Below are 17,428 nucleotides of genomic sequence, written 5' to 3'. Positions count from 1 at the left end.
TCTTCCTGCCGGGGCGCACCGGTGTGCCGGCCTCAGGGATCGGGCGCCGGCACACCGGCGCCGGTCACACCCCGGCGGTGATCGGGGCGAGCCCGAAGACGTTCAGCGGAATCGACTCACCGAGCACCCGGTCGCCCGCCGCGTTCGGGTGGTAGCAGTCGTAGCGCCACGGGCCGTGGATGACGGTCGGGTCGTTCGGGTCCTTCAGCACCGCATCGAAGTCGAGGACCGAGTCGAAGACGCCCGAGGTGCGGATCCACCGGTTCACCGCGAGCCGGGTCTGCTCCTGGACGCTGCCGGCCGGGTTGCACATCGGCAGGATCGTCGCACCGATGATCTTGTGGCCGGCGGCGTGCACCCGGGCGGCGATGCCCCGCATCGCGCCGATCACCTGCTCCGGTGGCGCGGACGGGGCGTTCGCGCCACCGCCGATGTCGTTCGTGCCCTCCAGCAGGATCACGTACTCCACCCCCGGCAGGGACAGCACGTCGCGCTCCAACCGCAGCGGGGCCGGCGGTCCGCAGCACTGGCCCGTCGGGTCGTACGGGTTGGGCTGGACGCTGACCGTGTTGCCGCTGATGCCGGCGTTGGCCACCGAGAGCTGCCGGCCGGGCGGCAGCGTGTTGATCCGCTGGGCGAGCACGTCGGTCCACCGCGGTCCCCCGCCGACCGCCTGGTAGCCGTCGGTGATGGAGTCGCCGAGCGCGACGATGGTGCCACGGGCCGGCGACCGTCCGGCCACCGCGTCCACCCACCAGAGCGTGCCGGGACGGAACGCGCCGTACGCCCGCCCGGTCGTGTCGAGGGTGGCGTCGCCGGGCCCGCCTGACAGGAACGAGCCGGGGGTGTCGGTCTCCGGTGGCGGGAAGCTGTGGTCGTTGACCGGCCCACCCGGGGCGTAGACGCTGACCGCCACGTGGTCGCCGGCACGGACGACCAACCCGACCGGATCCGACCAGACGCTCGTGCCCGGCGCGACGGTGACGCCGCGGGCTCCACGGAAGGTCAGCGACCGCACCGACCGGGGCAGCAGCGCGGGGTCGTCCACGCTCGCCTGCAGACCGACGGACGCCGACCGGACGCGGAGCGCGGTCGCGCCGAACGGGTTGCCGAGCCGGACCCGCAGGTGCTGGCCGTTGGTGGTCACGGTGAGGACGTTGCGGACGGTCGCGTCGGGCGAGGGGCCGTGGACCCCCTGCAACGCCGACTCGGTCAGTGTCACCTCGCCGGGTCGGAGGCCACTCGGCGCTCTCGCGCCGGCCGGGGTGGCCGGCGCGACGAGCCCGGCCAGGACGAGGACAGCGGCGACCGCCGCCCTGATGACGGGATTGCTCATCGCTCCTCCAGTCGTGACGGCCGGGCCGCTGGGCGACGTCCCGGTCACAGCTCCGCGCAGCACGAGTGCCGGCTCTCGTCGACGTAGTGGGGGTCGTGCCACCAGTACCGGGCGTTGTCCGGGTGCTCGGGCACGGCCGGCAGCAGGGTGTTCGCCGGGGCGGCGGTCGTGCGCGCGGCGGTGCCGGCCTCGAAGGGCGCGAGCAGCTCGTCGACGCTGTGCAGCACGCCGTTGGCCATCGTCTGCCGGACGTTGGCCGCCTGGTCGATGTCGGCGAGCGGGTCACCGCCGAGCACCACCAGATCGGCGTAGCCGCCGGGCACGACCTGCCCGATCGGCTCCTCGAGGAACTCCCCCGGCCCCCGGGTGGCGGTCGTCAACGCCTCGTACGGGCTGAGCCCGTACGCGACCATCGCCCGCAGGTTGAGGTGCAGGCTGACCGCGTTGAACGCGATCGGCGAGTCCGTCCCGGTGAGCACCCGGCCACCGCCGCGGACCATCGCGGCCACCTGCGCGACCTGCCGGGCCAGGTTCTCCCGGTTGGCCGTCTGGTCGGTGGTCTGCGCGGTGGTGACCGCGGCCTGCAGGGCCGCGTACTGCCAGGAGGGGTAGAGGGTGCGGACCCGGCGGTCGGTGACCAGTGAGGTGTCCTCGCGCAGCAGGGTGTTCGCCCCGAACAGGGTCGGCGTGCGCGCCGCGCGGGAGGTGTTGAAGATGTCGATGACGTCCTGGTAGCCGGCGCCGATCGCGGTGACCGTGCGGGAGTAGCCGAACCGGTTCGTCGCACCGGTGTGTTCCATGCCGTCGCTGCCGAAGGCGAACGCCGGGTAGTGGTAGTGGGAGGTGGCGTGCACCCCGTGCCGGTGCGACCACTCGACCACCGCCCGCTGCCACGCGACGGGCAACCGGACGTACGCCTTCATCAGGTCGTAGTCCAGCGCCCCGGCCCGTTCCAGCTCCAGCGCCAGCTGCCGCTCGTCGAAGGTCGGGCGCATGAAGTTGTAGAAGATCCGGGCCCCGTCGACCGCCTCGCCGGTGGCGAAGTACCGCGGCCCGATCCGGGCCCCGGACTGCACCGACTCCCGCTCCTCGACCATGTGGTACGCCGGGCTGCCCGGTGACCGGGTGGTGGTGACGCCGAGGGAGAGCCACAGCCGGTTCTGCCGCGCGCCGTAGGCGTACCCCTGCATCTCGCGGTGGTGGTGCATGTCGATCAGGCCGGGGGTCACGACGCCGTCGCGGGCGTCGACGATTCGGCCGTCGCGGCCAGGTCGGGACTTCTCGACGGCGACGATCCGGTGGCCCTCGACGACCACGTCGACGTCCGCGCGCAGGCGCGGGCCGACGCCGTCCCACAGCCGGCCGGCCCGGATCACCGTACGCCCGCGCGGCTGGCTGTTGGTCCAGCTCAACCCGACCGGCACGGTACGCGGCGCACCGCCGTCGGCCGGCACGAGCCGCAGCCGCCCGTTGTTCAGGTAGAGCAGCTCGCCGGAGTCGCCGCTCCAGCTCGGTGCGTCGGTGACCTCGTGGGTGACCTGGCGGGGTGGCCCGGCGAAGGTGCCGTCGGGGTGGACGTCGACCACCCAGAGCACGCTGGCCACCACGAACGCCATCCGCCGGCCGTCGGGCGACCAGACCGGGCCGTCGTCGCCGCGGGTCTGGATCGACCGGTGCGGCATCGGGTCGACGTAGCGGGCGGCGCCGGTGCTCCGGTCGACCAGCAGGATCTTGCTGAGCCCTTCCCGGTAGCGGGCGGAGTAGGGCACGACGGCGGCGAGCGCGATCACCGTGCCGTCGGCCGACCAGGTCGGGCGGCCGGGTTCGAACGTGGCCGCGAAGACCGGCTGCACCGCCCCGGACGCCACCTCGACGGTGTAGAGCGCGCCGTTCTGGTCGAGGAACGCTAGCCGGTCGCCTGCCGGCGACCAGGTCCCGGAGACCGCCGCCGCGTCGGGCAGGTTGGTCAGCTGCCGCTCCGCGCCGGTACGCAGGTCGCGCAGCCAGATGTCCAGCTTCCCGCCCCGGTCCGTGGAGTACGACAGATAGCGCCCGTCCGGTGACCACGCCGGGTCGCAGGTCCACCAGTGGTCGCGGGTGAGCGGGCGGGGTGCCTGCCCGATGGTCATCAGGTAGATGTCGTTGAGCGCCCGGAAGGCGACCTGCCGTCCGTCCGGCGAGAGCACCGGGCTGCCGATGCCCACCACCGGCCTGCGGGTGGTCGAGTCGAAGTCGCGCCGCCGCTTGCGATAGCGGGGGGTGGCGACGGTGACCGCGGCGGCGAAGCCGACCTCCTGGCGGCGGTCAGCGTCGAGCCGGCGGCGGCGGATGCGCCCGTCCGCGGTGTAGACGAACTCGCGGTCGGAGCGCCAGGACACCCGGAACGGGTAGGTGTCCTCGCCGGTCACCAGGGCCGCGTCGTTGCGCCACAGCTCGCTGCGGCCGTCCAACAGCCGGTGGTAGACCAGGTCACGACCGTCCGGGGTCCAGGTCGGGCTGTGCAGGACCGCGCCGGCCGGGGCCGTCACCGCGGTGCTCCGGATGCCGCTGGCCAGGTCGACCACGTCGATGCGGGTGTTGGCGACGACGAACGCGATCCGGTCGCCGTCCGGGGACCACGCCGGCTCGTACTCCTCGACGCCGGTGTCGGCGACGGGGGTGATCCGGCCGGTGTCCACGTCGAGCAGGTGGATCCCGTAACTCCCGGACAGGTCCGAGGAGAAGGCGATGCGCCGGCCGTCCGGCGAGAAACGGGGCTCCCGATGGTCGTACGGGCCGTTGGTGAGCTGCCGCAGGCCAGAGCCGTCCGGCCGGATCAGCCAGAGGTTGAAGGCGCCGTCCCGGTACGACTGGAAGGCGATCGTCGAGCTGTCCGGCGCCCAGTCCGGCTGGGCGATATCGAACAGGTCGCTGGTGAGGCGCCGGGCCGGACCACCGGACGCGGGCAGCACCCACAGCACGCTGACCAGGTCCATCGCGATCATCCGGCCGTCCGGGGAGAGCTGGGCGGCGACGTCCGTGCCCTGCCGCAGCCGTACCCGCCGTTCGTCCGGTCGGTGCGCGTCTCCCGGGCCCCGGGCGGCCTGGGCCGGTTCGACCTCGGCGATCCCGCTCCCCACCAGTGCGGCCGCGCCGGCCGCTCCCGCCAGCAGATCCCGCCTCCGGACGCCCGTCATGATGCCTCCCCGTCGAAGCTACTGATCGAACATCTTTGATCCTTGCGACCGGGTCAGGTGCGGCACAGCTCCCGGGTGCACCAGTGCGGCCAGCGGGCGGACGGCAGCGGCGATCGGCCGATTAGGCGCGGAAAGCGGTCGACGAAAGTTTCCTTCAATCGATGCCGTCAGGCGAGACGGTGTGAAACGACGCGGCGTCGGGTTGCCCGCATGTCGGCGCCACCTGGCGAACGAGAGACAGCAGAATCGCTGAGATGGAAGAGCATGTGCGGCGCGCCGACGAGCTGGCCCGAACCGTCGCCGCACGCTTCGCGGCCGAGGGGCTGGTCTTCGACTACGAACTCCAGCCGTACGACGGCGGGTGCATGATTCATATCGATCTGGCGGACGGCGACGGCTTCACCGTCACGGTCGCGCGCACCGACCCGGCCACCTGGATCGAGGTGTTGGACCCGGAGGACTATCACCTGCCGCCCACGTCGTTGCCGCACTACGCGCTCCTGCGCGCGCGTGGGGCTCGGCCGCGCGACGCGTGGAACCTGGCCGAAGGCTGATTCCGCCCGAGGTCGACCGCTTGCCTTCGTGGCGTGCTGACACCCACGGGACTCGGGCCGTCCTCAGGGCGGCGGCGCGGCGGGCTCGGGTTCCCGGCCGCGCGCACGGCGCAGGTCCATGGCGGCGACCCCGAGCAGCACGCCGGTCGCCACGGCACCGGCGGCCAGCGGCGGCACGTGGAGCAGCGCCGGCGACAGCGCGCCGAGCGCCACCAGGCCGGCCAGCCGCGATCGGGAGATCCGGCCGAAGACCTGGAACTCCAGGGGCGCCCGCCCGATCAGGAAGAGCGCCGGCCCGCCGAGGATGGCGAGCAGCCGCGCCGGTTCCAGCTCGCCGAGCGGCTGGGCGACGATCAGCTCGTAGCCGACTCCGGCGAGGACGATGCCGGCGATCATCGGCAGGTGGGTGAAGGCGACGGCGAAGCCGATCTGGGGCGGCCTGCGCGCGCCGCCGATCGCCTCGCCGAGCAGCTGACCGGCCCGGAAGAAGTAGATCTGCCAGAACAGCACGGTCCCGGCGAGCCCCAGCGCGAACCCGGCCGCCTGCGGAACGTCGAACGGGCTCTCGCTGAACGCCAGGCCGACGGTGAAGATCACCTCGCCCAGGGCGATCAGCAGGAACTGCTGATACCGCTCGGCCAGGTGACCGCCGGCGATGGGCTGGGTGCCGAGCCGGTCGCGACCCAGCCGTGGCACCGGAGACCCCCAGGCCCAACCGATGTACTCCAGCAGGAGGGCGCCGGCCCAGAGCCAGCCCCGCGGCGGCCCGGACGGCGCCAGCGCACCGGCGATCCAGAGCGCCCCGCTCAGTACCGACCAGACGAGAGACCGGGCGGCGAACCGTCCCTGCGGTACACGCCGTGTCGCGATCCCGTAGTAAGCCGTCCTGGCCACCTGGACCGCGACGTGCGCACCCGCGAAGACGGCGGCGCGCTCGCCGAACCCGTGCGGCACCGCCACCGCCATCACCATGCTGCCGACCATCGTGATCAGCAGTACCACCCGGACCACCGGCACGTCCGGGTCCAGCCTGCTGGTCGCCCAGGTGGTGCTCGCCCAGGTGATCCAGAGGGCCAGAAAGAGCAGCAGCGTCTCGACACCCTCCGCGAAGGGCATCTGCCCCTCGGTGGTGAGGTCTCGGATCAGGCGCTGGGAGATCCGGGTCAGCGCGAAGACGTACACGAGATCGAAGAGCAGTTCCAGGAAGGTCGGCCGTTCCGGGGTGGCCTCGCTGCGCTCGATCCGGATGTCCGTCATCGGCCGGCCGGGTCGGTCGGGCATCCACCCACGGTGGCCACCGCCCCTCCTTGTCGCTGATCCCACCGGGGAAACGAGTGACCCGACGTTGACGCGACGCCGGTCCCTCGGCTGGCGAATCCGGTCGGGTGACGCCGTGCGCGGCCACGGCCCCTTAGCCCGGCGTTAAACCTCGGCTATCGCGGTCTTAGCGACGACCTCGCCACGGTGAGACGATCGACGGTCGCCACTGCCCGCGAAGGGTCGCGGCGCAGGTGGCGGACCGGTCCACCGAGTCCAGGAGGAGTTCAGTGATCAGACGCACTGCCGCGCGGATCGCCGTCGCGTTCACGGGGGTGATCACGCTGCTCGTCGTGGGACAGACCGCGGCCCACGCCGCGCCGGTCAACGACGACTACTCCGCCGCCATCGCGGTGGAGACGCTTTCCTTCACCACCACCATCGACACCCGCGGCGCCACCGCGGACCCGACCGACCCGACCGGGTGCCACAACAACGCGTCGGTCTGGTTCAGCTTCACCCCGGCCCGCGACGGGCGGATCCGGGCACACACCATCGGCAACGACTACGAAGCAGCGCTCTCCGCCTGGACCGGCGAGCAGGGCGCGCTCACGCAGGTGGCCTGCCACTACGACAACGGCGGCCAGTACGGCCAGGTCTCCTTCGCCGTCACCGCCGGCACCACCTACCACTTCATGGTCGGCGCCTGTTGCGGCGACGGCGGCACCGGCGGTGGCACGCTCCGGTTCTCGCTCGAGCAGTTCGAGGCGCCGGCGAACGACGACTTCGCCGACGCCGTTCCGGTCGGCGCGCTGCCCTACTCGAACAGCCAGGACTACCGGGGCGCCACCGGCGAGACGGGCGAGCCTCGGTCCTGCGCCCCCGCGTCCCACACGGGCTGGTACTCGTACACGCCGACGACCACCAGGTCGGTCACGGCCCGGACGAACCCCGGCCATGCCGGCGTCACCGCGTACACCGGGTCGACGCTCAACCAGCTCTCGTTGGTGGCGTGCAGCCCGCTCTACAGCTACCAACCGCTGACCTTCGTCGCGCAGGCGGGTCGGACCTACCTGTTCCAGGTCGGGTCGGACGGAAGCGCCGAGCACGCCTTCCAGCTCGACGTCGCGCCCCAGCCCACCGCCGAGTTCTACCACTACCCGAGCGAGCCGAGTTCCTACGACCAGATCAGTTTCAGCAGCTCCGCCTGGGACTCCGCGGGGCTGGGCATCTCCTCCTACGCCTGGGACTTCGGGGACGGGACGACGTCGACCGAGGCGAATCCGGTCCACCGGCTGGGCACCGACGGCGATCACACCGTACGGCTGACGGCGGAGACGCCCGACGGGCGCAGCGCCTCCGTCTCCCACGTGGTCCAGGTGCGCACCCACGACGTGGCGATCGTGCGGATGACCGTGCCCAGGACGGCGCGGGTCGGGCAGACCATCGGGGTCGACGTCCACATCCGGAACACCCGGTATCCGGAGACCGTCCAGGTCGAGCTCTTCCGCGGCACCCCGACGGGCTACACCTCGGTCGGCTCCGCCAGCCGGCCCGTCCCGGTCAAGTCCGACGGCAGGACCACCCGCTTCTCGTTCGCCTACACCGTCACCGGCGACGACCTGGCGACCGGCAAGCTCACCTTCCGGGCCACCGCCGACCCGAGCCCGAGTCGGGACGCGCTGCCGGCGGACAACGAACTGCTCTCGACGCCGATCAGGATCAGCTGAGCAGGCGGCGCCTCGGGCCCGTCAGGCCCGGGGCGCCGCCGCGTCGCTCACCGGCTGCCGTGGGCATAGGTCAGCGCGACGGCGACGGTGGCGTGCGCGCCGACCGTGACCCGCAGCTCCGGGGTGAGCTGGTAGCCGGGAACCGGTTCGCCGCTCACGAGGTAGGTGCCCGGGTCCACCGGGACCGTCACCTGGCCGTCCGGGCCGGAGCGTCCCCGGGCCACGAAGTCCCGGGTGGTGGCACGGATCTCGAAGCCGGTGCCGGGCCGGGGCTTCGGGTCACAGCGCGGATCGGGTGTGAGCACGACGTGCCGGCACTGCTCACCGAGCTGGGTCGTGATCCGCAGGGCGCCCTGGGCCGGGCGTCCGGGTTCGCTGGTCGTCGGGCCGCCGCCCGATGCGGTGCTCGTCGGGCCGCCACCGGGAACGGCGCCGCTCGTGACGCCCCCGCTGGTCGTCGGGCCGGGGCGCGGCGCCGCCGGCGCGGAGCATCCCGCCGCCAGCAGAAGGGCGGCGACGGCGAGAACGCCCGGCCGGAGGGCCATGCATCAACTCTACGACCCCGAACTGCTCGGCCTGACGCCGTCGAGATCAGGCGACGATCGGGTCGAGCCGGCGCCTATGTGTACCTGTTCGACGGGTCGCCGCCACCCGCCCTCGTCAGCGCCGCGGCGGTCACCGGCGCCGGAAGGGTGCCGAGCAGGAACCGGTCCGGCCGTACGAGCGTGACAGCGGTCCGTCGGGGTGCGGGAAGCGCACCGTTTAGGTCCTCGACCAATGTGCACCCGGGCTCGACGTGCGTCTCCCGACCCGGCACGGCGATCGTCAGCACGACTGCTCGGTGGGCCTCGGCCCACTCCCGGGCGGCCGCGTCCAGGTGGGTGCGCGGATCGTCGCCGTACCCGATGATCGCCCAGTGGTTGCCCTGCAGGTTGTCGAGTCGGACCACCTGACCGTTGGCGGTACGCACTCGAATGTCCGGCAGGAGCCGACCGGCGCCGGGGTGGGGACCGGTCACACCCCCGGGAAGGCGTCGCGCGGGCTGGGCGCGCTGGGCGCGGCGACTGACGAACGCCTGCGCTCCGGGCACCGCACCGATGGTCCGCAGCACCGAACGCAAAAGCGCCGAACCGATGCGGCTGCGGGTTTGCACGACGCGCCCCGCCCTCAGCGCCATGATGGTCGTAGCGCGCACGTCGGGGCGTCGCTCCCGCTCGTACCCGTCGAGCAGCTCATCGCCGTCGAGCCCCCGGGCGACCTGCGCGAGTCGCCAGGCGAGGCTCGCGGCGTCGCGGATGCCGCTGCCGAGGCCCTGCCCGACGAAGGGCGGCATGGAGTGCGCGGCGTCCCCGGCCAGCAGGATGCGCCCGTGGCGCCACCGCGATGCCGCCCGGGCGTGGAAGGTGAACACCGCGGCCCGTCGCACCCGCACCGTGTCCGGGTCGACCCACGGGCGGATCAGCTCCCGGACGGTCGCTTCGTCGAGCATCCGTTCCGGATCCTCACCCGGCAGCAGCATCCACTCCCACCGACGGGCGGCCGGGCGCGACATGGCCACCTGGGGCCGACGCGGGTCCAGCACGAACGACATCGTGGGCGGCTGGTCGCGTTCCCCCTCGACGCTCGCATCGACGCTCGCGTCGACAACGAGCCAGGGCTGGGGGAAACTGACCCCCTCGTAGACCACACCCAGCAGCCGGCGGACCGTACTGGACGCACCGTCGCAACCAACGACCCAGTTGGCGCGAATCCGCTCGCCGTCGTCGAGGAGCACCTCGACGCCGCCGTGGTCCTGCTCGACGGCCAGCACCGACCGACCGAACCGCAGCTCCACCGTCGACCGCGCGGTCAGCCCGGCCCGCAGCGCCGCTTCCAGGTTCGGCTGGTCGATCAGTACCGGCTGCGGCGGGGCCTCCGCGTGGTCCGGGACGTCGACCGTGAACAACGGCCGACGGTCGGGCCCGAGCACGCGGGACTGGCGCACCGCAACGGCCCATCCCTCGGCGTCGGCCAGGCCCGGCACCTGGCCGAGGATGCGCATCACCTCGGCGTCCAGGGCCGCGGCACGCGGACGGGGGTAGGGCTCGTGGTTCGGGTCGACCACCGTCACACGGGTGCCGTGGGCACCGAGGAGCGCGGCCAGGACGCCGCCGACCGGTCCGCACCCGGCGACGAGCACATCAACCTGAACATCGCTCCGGTCGTCCACCGTCCGCCCCCGATCCGTCCGACAGGCCCACGCCCGCCGCTGCCCGGTTATCGCACGTCGCCGAAGCGGACCAGGTTCCACCGGGCGGGCGGCCAACCGGTGGGATCGTGGTCGGTGACCCACTCGGTGATCGAGGCGGGAGCCGTCGTCACGTCGAACGCCCGCAGCAGGGGCTGGCCGGCAAGCGCGTGGAACGAGCTTTCCACCGTCTCGCTGTGCCCGACCAGGACGACCGTGCCACCTTGATGCCGTTGCGCGCTGTCCATGATCGCGCGGCTGATGCGTACAACCAGCTCGGCCCAGGTCTCGTTGCCCTCCTCGAAGGGCCGGAACACCCCGCCGCCGGGCGCCGCGTGCTCGGACTGGAAGCGTGCCGTCGGCAGTCCGTCCGCGTACGACGGGGTGTGCCAGGTGCAGAGGCCGCAGTCCTGCACCGGTCTGACACCCAGCGCGTCCGCGATCGGCTGCGCGGTCTCGACGGCCCGGCGGAGTACTGACGAGTAGACGGCGACCGGACCGGCGCCGGCGAGTTCGGCGCTGAGCCGCCCGGCCAGTCGGCGCGCCTGCTCATGGCCGGCGTCGGTGAGCCCTCGGCAGCCGTGCGGGCCGCCCACGATGCCGTCGAGCTGATGGACCGACTCGCCGTGGCGTACGAAGAGCAGTCGGGTTCGCATCCGGTCATCATTGCAGCGGCGCCGGCACGGCGTGTCCCCGGCAATCGGCGGTCACGTGGGTGCGAGGCCCGACCGGCCAGCCGCGCGATCGCGGTGGCGAAGGCGACGGCCCGCGCGGCCCACCGGATCAGGCCCGGGGCGGGCCGCCGGCCACCTGCGCCGTGGGGTGACCGGCCTGCAGCGTGACCGTCGCGCCGGGATAGACGATCGGCTGGTCCAGGTCGGACTGCGTCCGGTAGAAGGCGTTGGCGGCGGGCAGCGCGAGCAGCACGAGGGCACACAGCAGCGCGGGAGACGCCACCCAGCCGGAGACGTCACCCACGGGCTCGGCCCACCCGGGCATGAGCTGAGCGGCGACGGCGTTGACGGCGTCCCAGTCGGTCGTGTCCGGGCCGCCACCTTCCGTCGGGACGAGGTTCAGCGCCAGCCCGCACGCGGCGACCGTCAGCGTCACGCCACCGAGCGCCCAGGTGCCGACCCGGGTCCAGTTCCAGCCGGCCAGGTTGGCCAACGACAGCAGCAGCAGGGTGACGGCGGACAGCGCCACGACCAGGCCGACGCCCATCAGGAAGACCATGGGCAGGGCGGCGAACGCGCTGGGCGTACCCACCCGCTCGTGCGCTCTCAGGTAGGTGTCCTGCACGGCCGCCTCCGCCGCCACCTGCGCCAGCCGCGCCAGTCCGCTGAGCGCCAGCAGCAGGCTGGACCCGACGACGATTGGCGGTATTCGTCGTCGGCCCGCCCCGCTCGTGAACTCCCCCGTGATCATGGCTACGGATCCTAGTGGCGATCTCGTCGCCGAGGTGGTGCGCTCGAATGGCGGCCGGTCAGCTCCAGGCCATGTTGATCGCACGCTCGAAGTTGACGTAGCCCGCCCGGGCGAAGGCGTTCGCCATGGGGGCGTTGCCCAGATCGGTGGCGGCGCGGATGCGGGGCACGTTCTCGCCGGCCAGGATGCGGGTGCCTTCGGCGAGCAGACCGTGGGCGTAGCCGTTACCCCGATGTTCCGGGACGACGCCGAGGTAGGCGATCACCGGGTGGTAGGCGTTGCGGGCCGGGATGATGAACCCGACCGGCTCACCGCCCTCGCCCAGCGTGGCGATCTGCCACCACCGGCGAGGACTGGAGTAGGTCGCCAGTTCCCTCTCGTAGTGCTGCGCGGCGGCCTCATGAGCGGGCATCTGCGCCAGGTCCGCACGGCTGTGCGCGTCCAGCGTGCCGTCGAGGGCGCGGGTCATCAGCGTGATCAGTTCGTCGGTGTCGGTGGCCGGGCGGAACGCCAGGCGGCGATCGGGCGTGGGCAGGTCGGCACCGGGGCGCCATTCCAGGCGCAGCCGTTCGACCGTCAGTTCGGCGCCCGTGTTCGCGACGACGGCCATCCTGGCGCGCACCGCCCGAAAGGTTGCCGGGTCCTGCCGCCAGTTGGCGGGAATGAAGCGGCCGTATTCGGGCGGGGTGACACCCGGCGGGACGACGTGGCGTGCCGCCTCCGCATACAGCGCCTGTCCCACCGCCGTCAGATCCTCGGCGTCGTCATCCATGTCGAGGATGTCCAGCAGCAGCGGGACGTCGTCGCCGCCGCGGCCCCACCACGCGACCCTGGCGAGGAGGTGATCGCCGCGCAGGGCCATCCACATCCACCCCGGCCGGCGGCGCTGCTCGGCGAGGTCGTCGGCGAGTTCGTGATTGATGGTGTAGGGCAGTCGGTTGAACAGGGCGATCTCGTCCGGCCCGGCGACGGGACGGATCGTCACCCCGTGGAGGACGGTGTCTGCGCTGGTCATGCCGATTCCGTCGCGGCGGTCGCGCGGGTGTAGGTGAGGAAGATGGCGCCGCTGTCCAGGACGGTGTGCTCGGCCAATCGCCAGGTGCGGGGCTCGAAGACGGCGTCGCGGCCGAAGAGCGGGATGCCGGCGCCGACGGTCAGCGGGGCCAGCTTGACGATCAGCCGGTCGATCTCGGGATACAGGGCACCGGCCAGCGCGCCGCCGCCGATCACCCAGATGTCCTTGCCGGGTTGCCGCTTGAGCTCGCGCACCACGGCGATCGGGTCGTCGGGCACGACCTGCACCGCCGGGTCCGGGCTCTCCGCCAGCGTGCGCGAGAACACCAGGTGGCGCAGGTGCGGGTAGGCGTCGGTCAGGCCGACCTTCAGCCCCAGCTCGTAGGAGTGCCGCCCCTCCAGCACGGTGTCGAAGCGGGTGCCCTCGGCGGCGACACCGAGCGCCTGCCGCGCCGGGCCCGGCAGGGTCTCCGGGTACTCGGCGATGATGTGGCGCAGATAGTCCTCCGGGATCGGCCAGAAGCCGTCGGGACCGGTGGGGTCCGCACCGTCGGGACCGGCGATGAAGCCGTCGAGGGTGGCGGCGATGTAGTAGACGAGCCTGCGCACGAACTTCTCCTTGCTAGATGTGCCGGATGCCGCCTGACGGCGGCCTCCGGTGCGGCCGGCTGGTGGTAAGCCCTGGTGATCCGGCGTCCGCCAGTCTCTGCGGCGGCGGCCGCGGCGGCAAGGTGATCTTTGGTACCGTGCCATAACCTTTCGCTAATCCACGGACGAGGCAGCGGTGGAACTCCGGGACATCGAGATATTTCTGACCTTGGCGGAGGAGCTGCACTTCACTCGGACCGCTGAACGGCTGCGCGTGACCCAGGCCCGGGTCAGTCAGGCGATCAAGAAGCAGGAACGCAGCATCGGTGCCGCCCTGTTCGAGCGCAACAACCGTGCGGTGGCACTGACACCGATCGGCCGGCAACTCGTCGCCGACCTCCAACCCGTGTATCGGGGCCTGCACGAGGGCATGGAACGGGCCAGGCTCGCCGCCCGCAGCAGGACCGGCGTGCTGACGGTGGGCTCCATCGCCGTCAACCTGGAGGACTTCCGCCCGTTGTTCGACGCGTTCACCCGCGGGCACCCGGGCCGCGAGGTGCAGCTACGGAACATCGACTTCGGGGACCCGTTCGGGAGGCTGCGAGCCGGGGAGATCGACGTCCAGATCGTCTGGCTCCCGGTCGACGAACCCGATCTCACCGTCGGCCCGGTCGTCTACACCGAACCCATCGTGCTGGCCGTCGCGGCGGACCACCCCCTGGCCGGCCGCGCATCGATCTCCTACAACGACCTGGCGGACCAGACCGTCATGGGTGGGGCACGGCCCTCCTACTGGCGGGAGGCCCTGGTACCGGTACGCACCCCCGACGGCCATGTGATCAAGATCGGCCCGACGGTCTCCACGTTCCAGGAGATGATCCCGATCCTCGCCACGGGCGAAGCGGTCTCACCCGTCCACGCCCACGCGGCCCGCTACTACGCGCGGCCGGACATCGCCTACGTGCCGATCCACGACGCCCCACCGGCTCGATGGGTACTCATCTGGCGTGCCGGCGCCGAGGCCGAGCTCATCCGGGAGTTCGCCCGCGCCGCGCACCAGCTCAACGCCGACACCTGACCCGCTAGGAGGCGCGGGAGGTCAGCTGGGCGGCCACCCGGTCGTGCAGTGCCGTCAGTGCCGGACTGACGGTGACGGTGAGTGGCGTCGGGTCGGCCAACCGGCGGGCCGGCTCCGGCAGCCAGCCGAGGTCCGCTTCGAGCCGGTGACGCGCGGCGCGGACCGCGCCGGCCGGGTCGACCGGGTCGAGGCGGCGGCCGTCGCGCATCACCGGGACGAGCAGGGGTTCCCGGTCGCCCGGTTCTTCGTCGCGCAGCCCGACCACGTCGCCGCTCGCCGCGCTGCGATCCCGGAAGATCTGCTTCGGGCCGGGCAGGGTGGCCTTGCCGGGCGACAGCTTCAGCACCGGGCGGTCACCGACGGCCACCAGCTTGTACGCGCTGTCCAGTGACGGGGCGTCGTAGGAGACGCCCATCTTCGTGCCCACGCCGTACGCGTCGATCGGCGCGCCGGCCGCGACCAGGGCGGCGATGACGTCCTCGTCCAGGCTGCCGCTGGCCACGATCTGGGCGTCGGTGAGGCCGGCCTCGTCGAGGATCGCCCGGGTCTGCCGGGCCAGCTCGGCGAGGTCACCGGAGTCGAGCCGGACGCCCAGTGGCCCGGTGAGGCCCAGCTCGGTGATCACGTCGACGGCGGCCCGCACCCCGGCCGGGGTGTCGTAGGTGTCCACGAGGAAGATCGGGTTCGTCGGGAAGTCCGCGGCGAACGCCCTGAACGCGGCCCGTTCGTCGGGGAACGCCTCGACGTACGCGTGGGCCATCGTGCCCGAGGGTTGCAGGCCGTAGCGGCGGGCGGCCTCCACGTCGCTGGTCGCGGCGAAGCCGGCGATGGCCGACGCTCGGGCCACGGCCGCCGCGGCCTCGATGCCGTGGGTGCGGCGGAACGCGTAGTCGACCAGTTGGGCGCCGCCGGCGGCGAGGCGGCACCGGGCGGCCTTGGTGGCCACCGTGGTGTGGAAGGTGATCAGGTTGAGCACACCGGTCTCGGCCAGCTGCGCCTCGGCGAGCGGCGCGGTGACCTCCAGCAGCGGTTCGTCGGCGAAGACCACCCGGCCCTCCGGTACGGCCCAGACGTCGCCGGTGAACCGCAGCCGGGCGAGCGCCGCCAGGGTCGCCTCGTCGAAGCCGACGACGTCGCGCAGGTAGCCGAGGTCGTCGTCGTCGAACGCGAAGTTCTCGAGGAAGGTCAGCGCCTCGGCCAGCCCGGCCGCGACCAGGAAACCGCGCCGGGGCGGCAGCCGGCGGGAGAACAGGCTGAAGGTGGCTCGTTCGGTCATGCCACGCCGCAGGTAGCTGGCGGCCATCCGCAGCTCGTACAGGTCGGTCCACAGTCCGGTCATGTCACGTCCTCGGCCACGGCACCACTGTGGTGGATCCGGTGCCGACGTGTCCGGGAAACGGGCGATCCGGGGTCGGCAGGCGGCCCTGCGGGGAGGTGTCCACGGCCTGAAACGCAGGCTACGACCGGGTAGACGGTTGTCCCGGTCCGCGCCGGCCAGCATGATCGTTCTATGGGGCCGAGGCGCGGCGGCCCCAGGTGGTGGAACTGAGGTCCCCCCGGCGACTCGTGAGAACGCGTTCGCGGGGTACCTGACGTGATGACGATCCAGAGCGACGAGGCGACGGGAGGATCTCATGCAGGGTGAGTTGCAACGCCTTGTCGACGCCCTCGCCGCCCACGCGGGCCGGCCGGCGCTGATCGAGGACCGACGCCAGCGGGTGGTGGTCTACAGCGAGCACACCGGGTTGATGGACGACGTGCGCAAGGCGTCGATCCTGCGCCGGCAGACCACCCCGGAGGTGATGGCGTGGTTCCGCGACACCGGGATCATGGACGCCCGTACGACGGTGCGGACGCCCGCGTCGCGGGAACTCGACCTCCTGCCCCGGGTCTGCGTGCCGATCCGCCACCAGGACCTGCTGTTGGGATTCGTCTGGTTCATCGACCCGGACGGCACGATGGCCGACGCGGACCTTGCCGCCACCGGTCTGATGAGCGAGCTGTCGCTGGCGCTCTACCGGGAGAACCTCCTCGGTGAGCTGGCCTCCCAGCGGGAGACCGAGGCGGCGCGGACGCTGCTCTCCGAGAGCGAGGCCACCCGGGACCAGTCGGTGCGGACCCTGCGCGAGGCGGGCCTGATCGCCGGGGACGGCCCGGCCACCGCGCTCGTCGCGCAGCTGGTGCCACCGGGCGGCGAACTGCCCGACGAGGTGGCCCGGCTCGCGCTGGAGCAGGCGCTGGTCGCCACCCGGCGGTGGATCGGCACCCGCGAGGCGCTGCACCTCGTCCGCGACGACCACGGGGTGCTGCTGCTCTGCGGCGGGCGGGGCGGCGGACGTCCCTCGCCGGAGGTCGTCGCCAAGCTCCTCGACGACAACCTGCGGCAGGCGACCCGCGGGCTCAGCTCGGTGGAGCGCGTGGTGGTCGGGGTCGGACAGACCCGACCCGGGCTGGCCGAGGCGGTCGGCTCGTACGGGGAGGCGGTGCAGTCCGCCCGCGTCGGCGTGCGGCTGCCGGCCCTCGGTTCGGTGGTCTCCTGGGCCGGGTTGGGCATCTACCGGGTGCTGTCCCGGCTGGAGGGCCGGCACCTCGACATGGCCGATGTGCACCCCGGGCTGGAGCGGCTGCTGCGTGAGCAGCCGAACCCGGTGCTGTTGCAGACTCTGGAGCGCTACCTGGACCTGGCCGGGAACGCGCACGCCACCGCCCAGCAGCTACGGCTGCACCGCACCACGCTCTACTACCGGTTGCAGCGGGTCGAGGAGCTGGCCGACACCGACCTGAAGGACGGCAACGAGCGGCTCTGCCTGCACCTGGCGTTGAAGCTGGGCCGACTGACCGGCGCGTACCGGCCGGAGGAGTGACCGGGTCGGGGGGGGGGGGGGGGGGGGGGGCGGCGCCGCCCCCCCCCCCCCCCCCACCCCCCACCCCCCACCCCCCCCCCCCCCCCCCCACCCCCCCCACCCCCCCCCCCCCCCACCCCCCCCCCCCCCGCCCCCCCCCCCCCCCCGCCCCCCGCTCTTGCCACGAAGATCGCGTCAGG

Annotated in this window: 14 protein-coding genes; 4 read left to right on the top strand and 10 right to left on the bottom strand. The window is 72.7% G+C overall.

The features are described 5' to 3' along the window. Positions 1 to 64 precede the first annotated feature (64 nt). Together ACIBBA_RS23115 and ACIBBA_RS23110 are read right to left on the bottom strand one after the other, a co-directional pair. Positions 65 to 1,336, bottom strand: coding sequence for a GDSL-type esterase/lipase family protein (locus ACIBBA_RS23115; RefSeq protein WP_396700038.1), 1,272 nt, complete (start codon positions 1,334 to 1,336; stop codon positions 65 to 67). A 44-nt stretch (positions 1,337 to 1,380) separates the two neighbouring features. Then, on the bottom strand, positions 1,381 to 4,512 hold the full coding sequence (locus tag ACIBBA_RS23110; protein WP_396700037.1) for an amidohydrolase family protein: 3,132 nt from the start codon (positions 4,510 to 4,512) through the stop codon (positions 1,381 to 1,383). A 254-nt stretch (positions 4,513 to 4,766) separates the two neighbouring features. On the opposite strand from ACIBBA_RS23110, the gene ACIBBA_RS23105 reads away from it, so the two are divergent. After that, on the top strand, positions 4,767 to 5,066 hold the full coding sequence (locus ACIBBA_RS23105) for a hypothetical protein (protein ID WP_396700036.1): 300 nt from the start codon (positions 4,767 to 4,769) through the stop codon (positions 5,064 to 5,066). 63 nt (positions 5,067 to 5,129) lie between these two features. Here ACIBBA_RS23105 and ACIBBA_RS23100 read toward each other — a convergent pair whose 3' ends face one another. Further along, the gene (locus tag ACIBBA_RS23100; RefSeq protein WP_396700035.1) at positions 5,130 to 6,347 is read right to left on the bottom strand and encodes a low temperature requirement protein A; all 1,218 of its coding nucleotides are present in this window, start codon (positions 6,345 to 6,347) and stop codon (positions 5,130 to 5,132) included. Between the two features lie 266 nt (positions 6,348 to 6,613). Here ACIBBA_RS23100 and ACIBBA_RS23095 point away from each other — a divergent pair, with 266 nt between their 5' ends. Next, the gene (locus ACIBBA_RS23095; RefSeq protein WP_396700033.1) at positions 6,614 to 8,053 is read left to right on the top strand and encodes a PKD domain-containing protein; all 1,440 of its coding nucleotides are present in this window, start codon (positions 6,614 to 6,616) and stop codon (positions 8,051 to 8,053) included. Between the two features lie 47 nt (positions 8,054 to 8,100). Here ACIBBA_RS23095 and ACIBBA_RS23090 read toward each other — a convergent pair whose 3' ends face one another. The 6 genes from ACIBBA_RS23090 to ACIBBA_RS23065 all read right to left on the bottom strand — a co-directional run bounded on the left by ACIBBA_RS23090 (position 8,101) and on the right by ACIBBA_RS23065 (position 13,328). Then, on the bottom strand, positions 8,101 to 8,598 hold the full coding sequence (locus tag ACIBBA_RS23090; RefSeq protein WP_396700032.1) for a hypothetical protein: 498 nt from the start codon (positions 8,596 to 8,598) through the stop codon (positions 8,101 to 8,103). A gap of 74 nt (positions 8,599 to 8,672) precedes the next feature. Further along, complete coding sequence (locus ACIBBA_RS23085; protein WP_396700031.1) at positions 8,673 to 10,262, bottom strand: bifunctional 3-(3-hydroxy-phenyl)propionate/3-hydroxycinnamic acid hydroxylase; 1,590 nt, start codon at positions 10,260 to 10,262, stop codon at positions 8,673 to 8,675. Positions 10,263 to 10,309: 47 nt separating this feature from the next. Then, positions 10,310 to 10,936: a histidine phosphatase family protein gene (locus ACIBBA_RS23080; protein ID WP_396700030.1), complete on the bottom strand. Its 627-nt coding sequence runs from the start codon at positions 10,934 to 10,936 to the stop codon at positions 10,310 to 10,312. Between the two features lie 127 nt (positions 10,937 to 11,063). Then, positions 11,064 to 11,705 carry a hypothetical protein gene (locus ACIBBA_RS23075; RefSeq protein ID WP_396700029.1) on the bottom strand — a complete coding sequence of 214 codons (642 nt, stop codon included), beginning with the start codon at positions 11,703 to 11,705 and terminating at the stop codon, positions 11,064 to 11,066. Positions 11,706 to 11,763: 58 nt separating this feature from the next. Further along, entirely contained in the window at positions 11,764 to 12,720 is a 957-nt protein-coding gene (locus ACIBBA_RS23070; protein WP_396700028.1) for a GNAT family N-acetyltransferase, read from the bottom strand. After that, entirely contained in the window at positions 12,717 to 13,328 is a 612-nt protein-coding gene (locus tag ACIBBA_RS23065) for a dihydrofolate reductase family protein (RefSeq protein WP_396700027.1), read from the bottom strand. Before ACIBBA_RS23065 ends, ACIBBA_RS23070 begins: the two co-directional genes overlap by 4 nt. Before the next feature lie 175 nt (positions 13,329 to 13,503). Between ACIBBA_RS23065 and ACIBBA_RS23060 the strand changes: the two genes are divergently transcribed. Continuing rightward, complete coding sequence (locus ACIBBA_RS23060; protein ID WP_396700026.1) at positions 13,504 to 14,385, top strand: LysR family transcriptional regulator; 882 nt, start codon at positions 13,504 to 13,506, stop codon at positions 14,383 to 14,385. A 4-nt stretch (positions 14,386 to 14,389) separates the two neighbouring features. Here ACIBBA_RS23060 and ACIBBA_RS23055 read toward each other — a convergent pair whose 3' ends face one another. Continuing rightward, positions 14,390 to 15,724, bottom strand: a complete 1,335-nt coding sequence (locus tag ACIBBA_RS23055; RefSeq protein WP_396700025.1) for a nicotinate phosphoribosyltransferase — start codon at positions 15,722 to 15,724, stop codon at positions 14,390 to 14,392. Between the two features lie 295 nt (positions 15,725 to 16,019). Here ACIBBA_RS23055 and ACIBBA_RS23050 point away from each other — a divergent pair, with 295 nt between their 5' ends. Continuing rightward, a complete protein-coding gene (locus ACIBBA_RS23050) occupies positions 16,020 to 17,249 on the top strand; it encodes a PucR family transcriptional regulator (protein WP_396700024.1) in 1,230 nt (409 codons plus the stop codon). The last annotated feature ends 179 nt before the right edge of the window (positions 17,250 to 17,428 follow it).

The organism is Micromonospora sp. NPDC051006 (assembly GCF_044456245.1).
Lineage (GTDB): Bacteria > Actinomycetota > Actinomycetes > Mycobacteriales > Micromonosporaceae > Micromonospora.
This window is presented reverse-complemented; position numbering and strand designations above follow the sequence as displayed.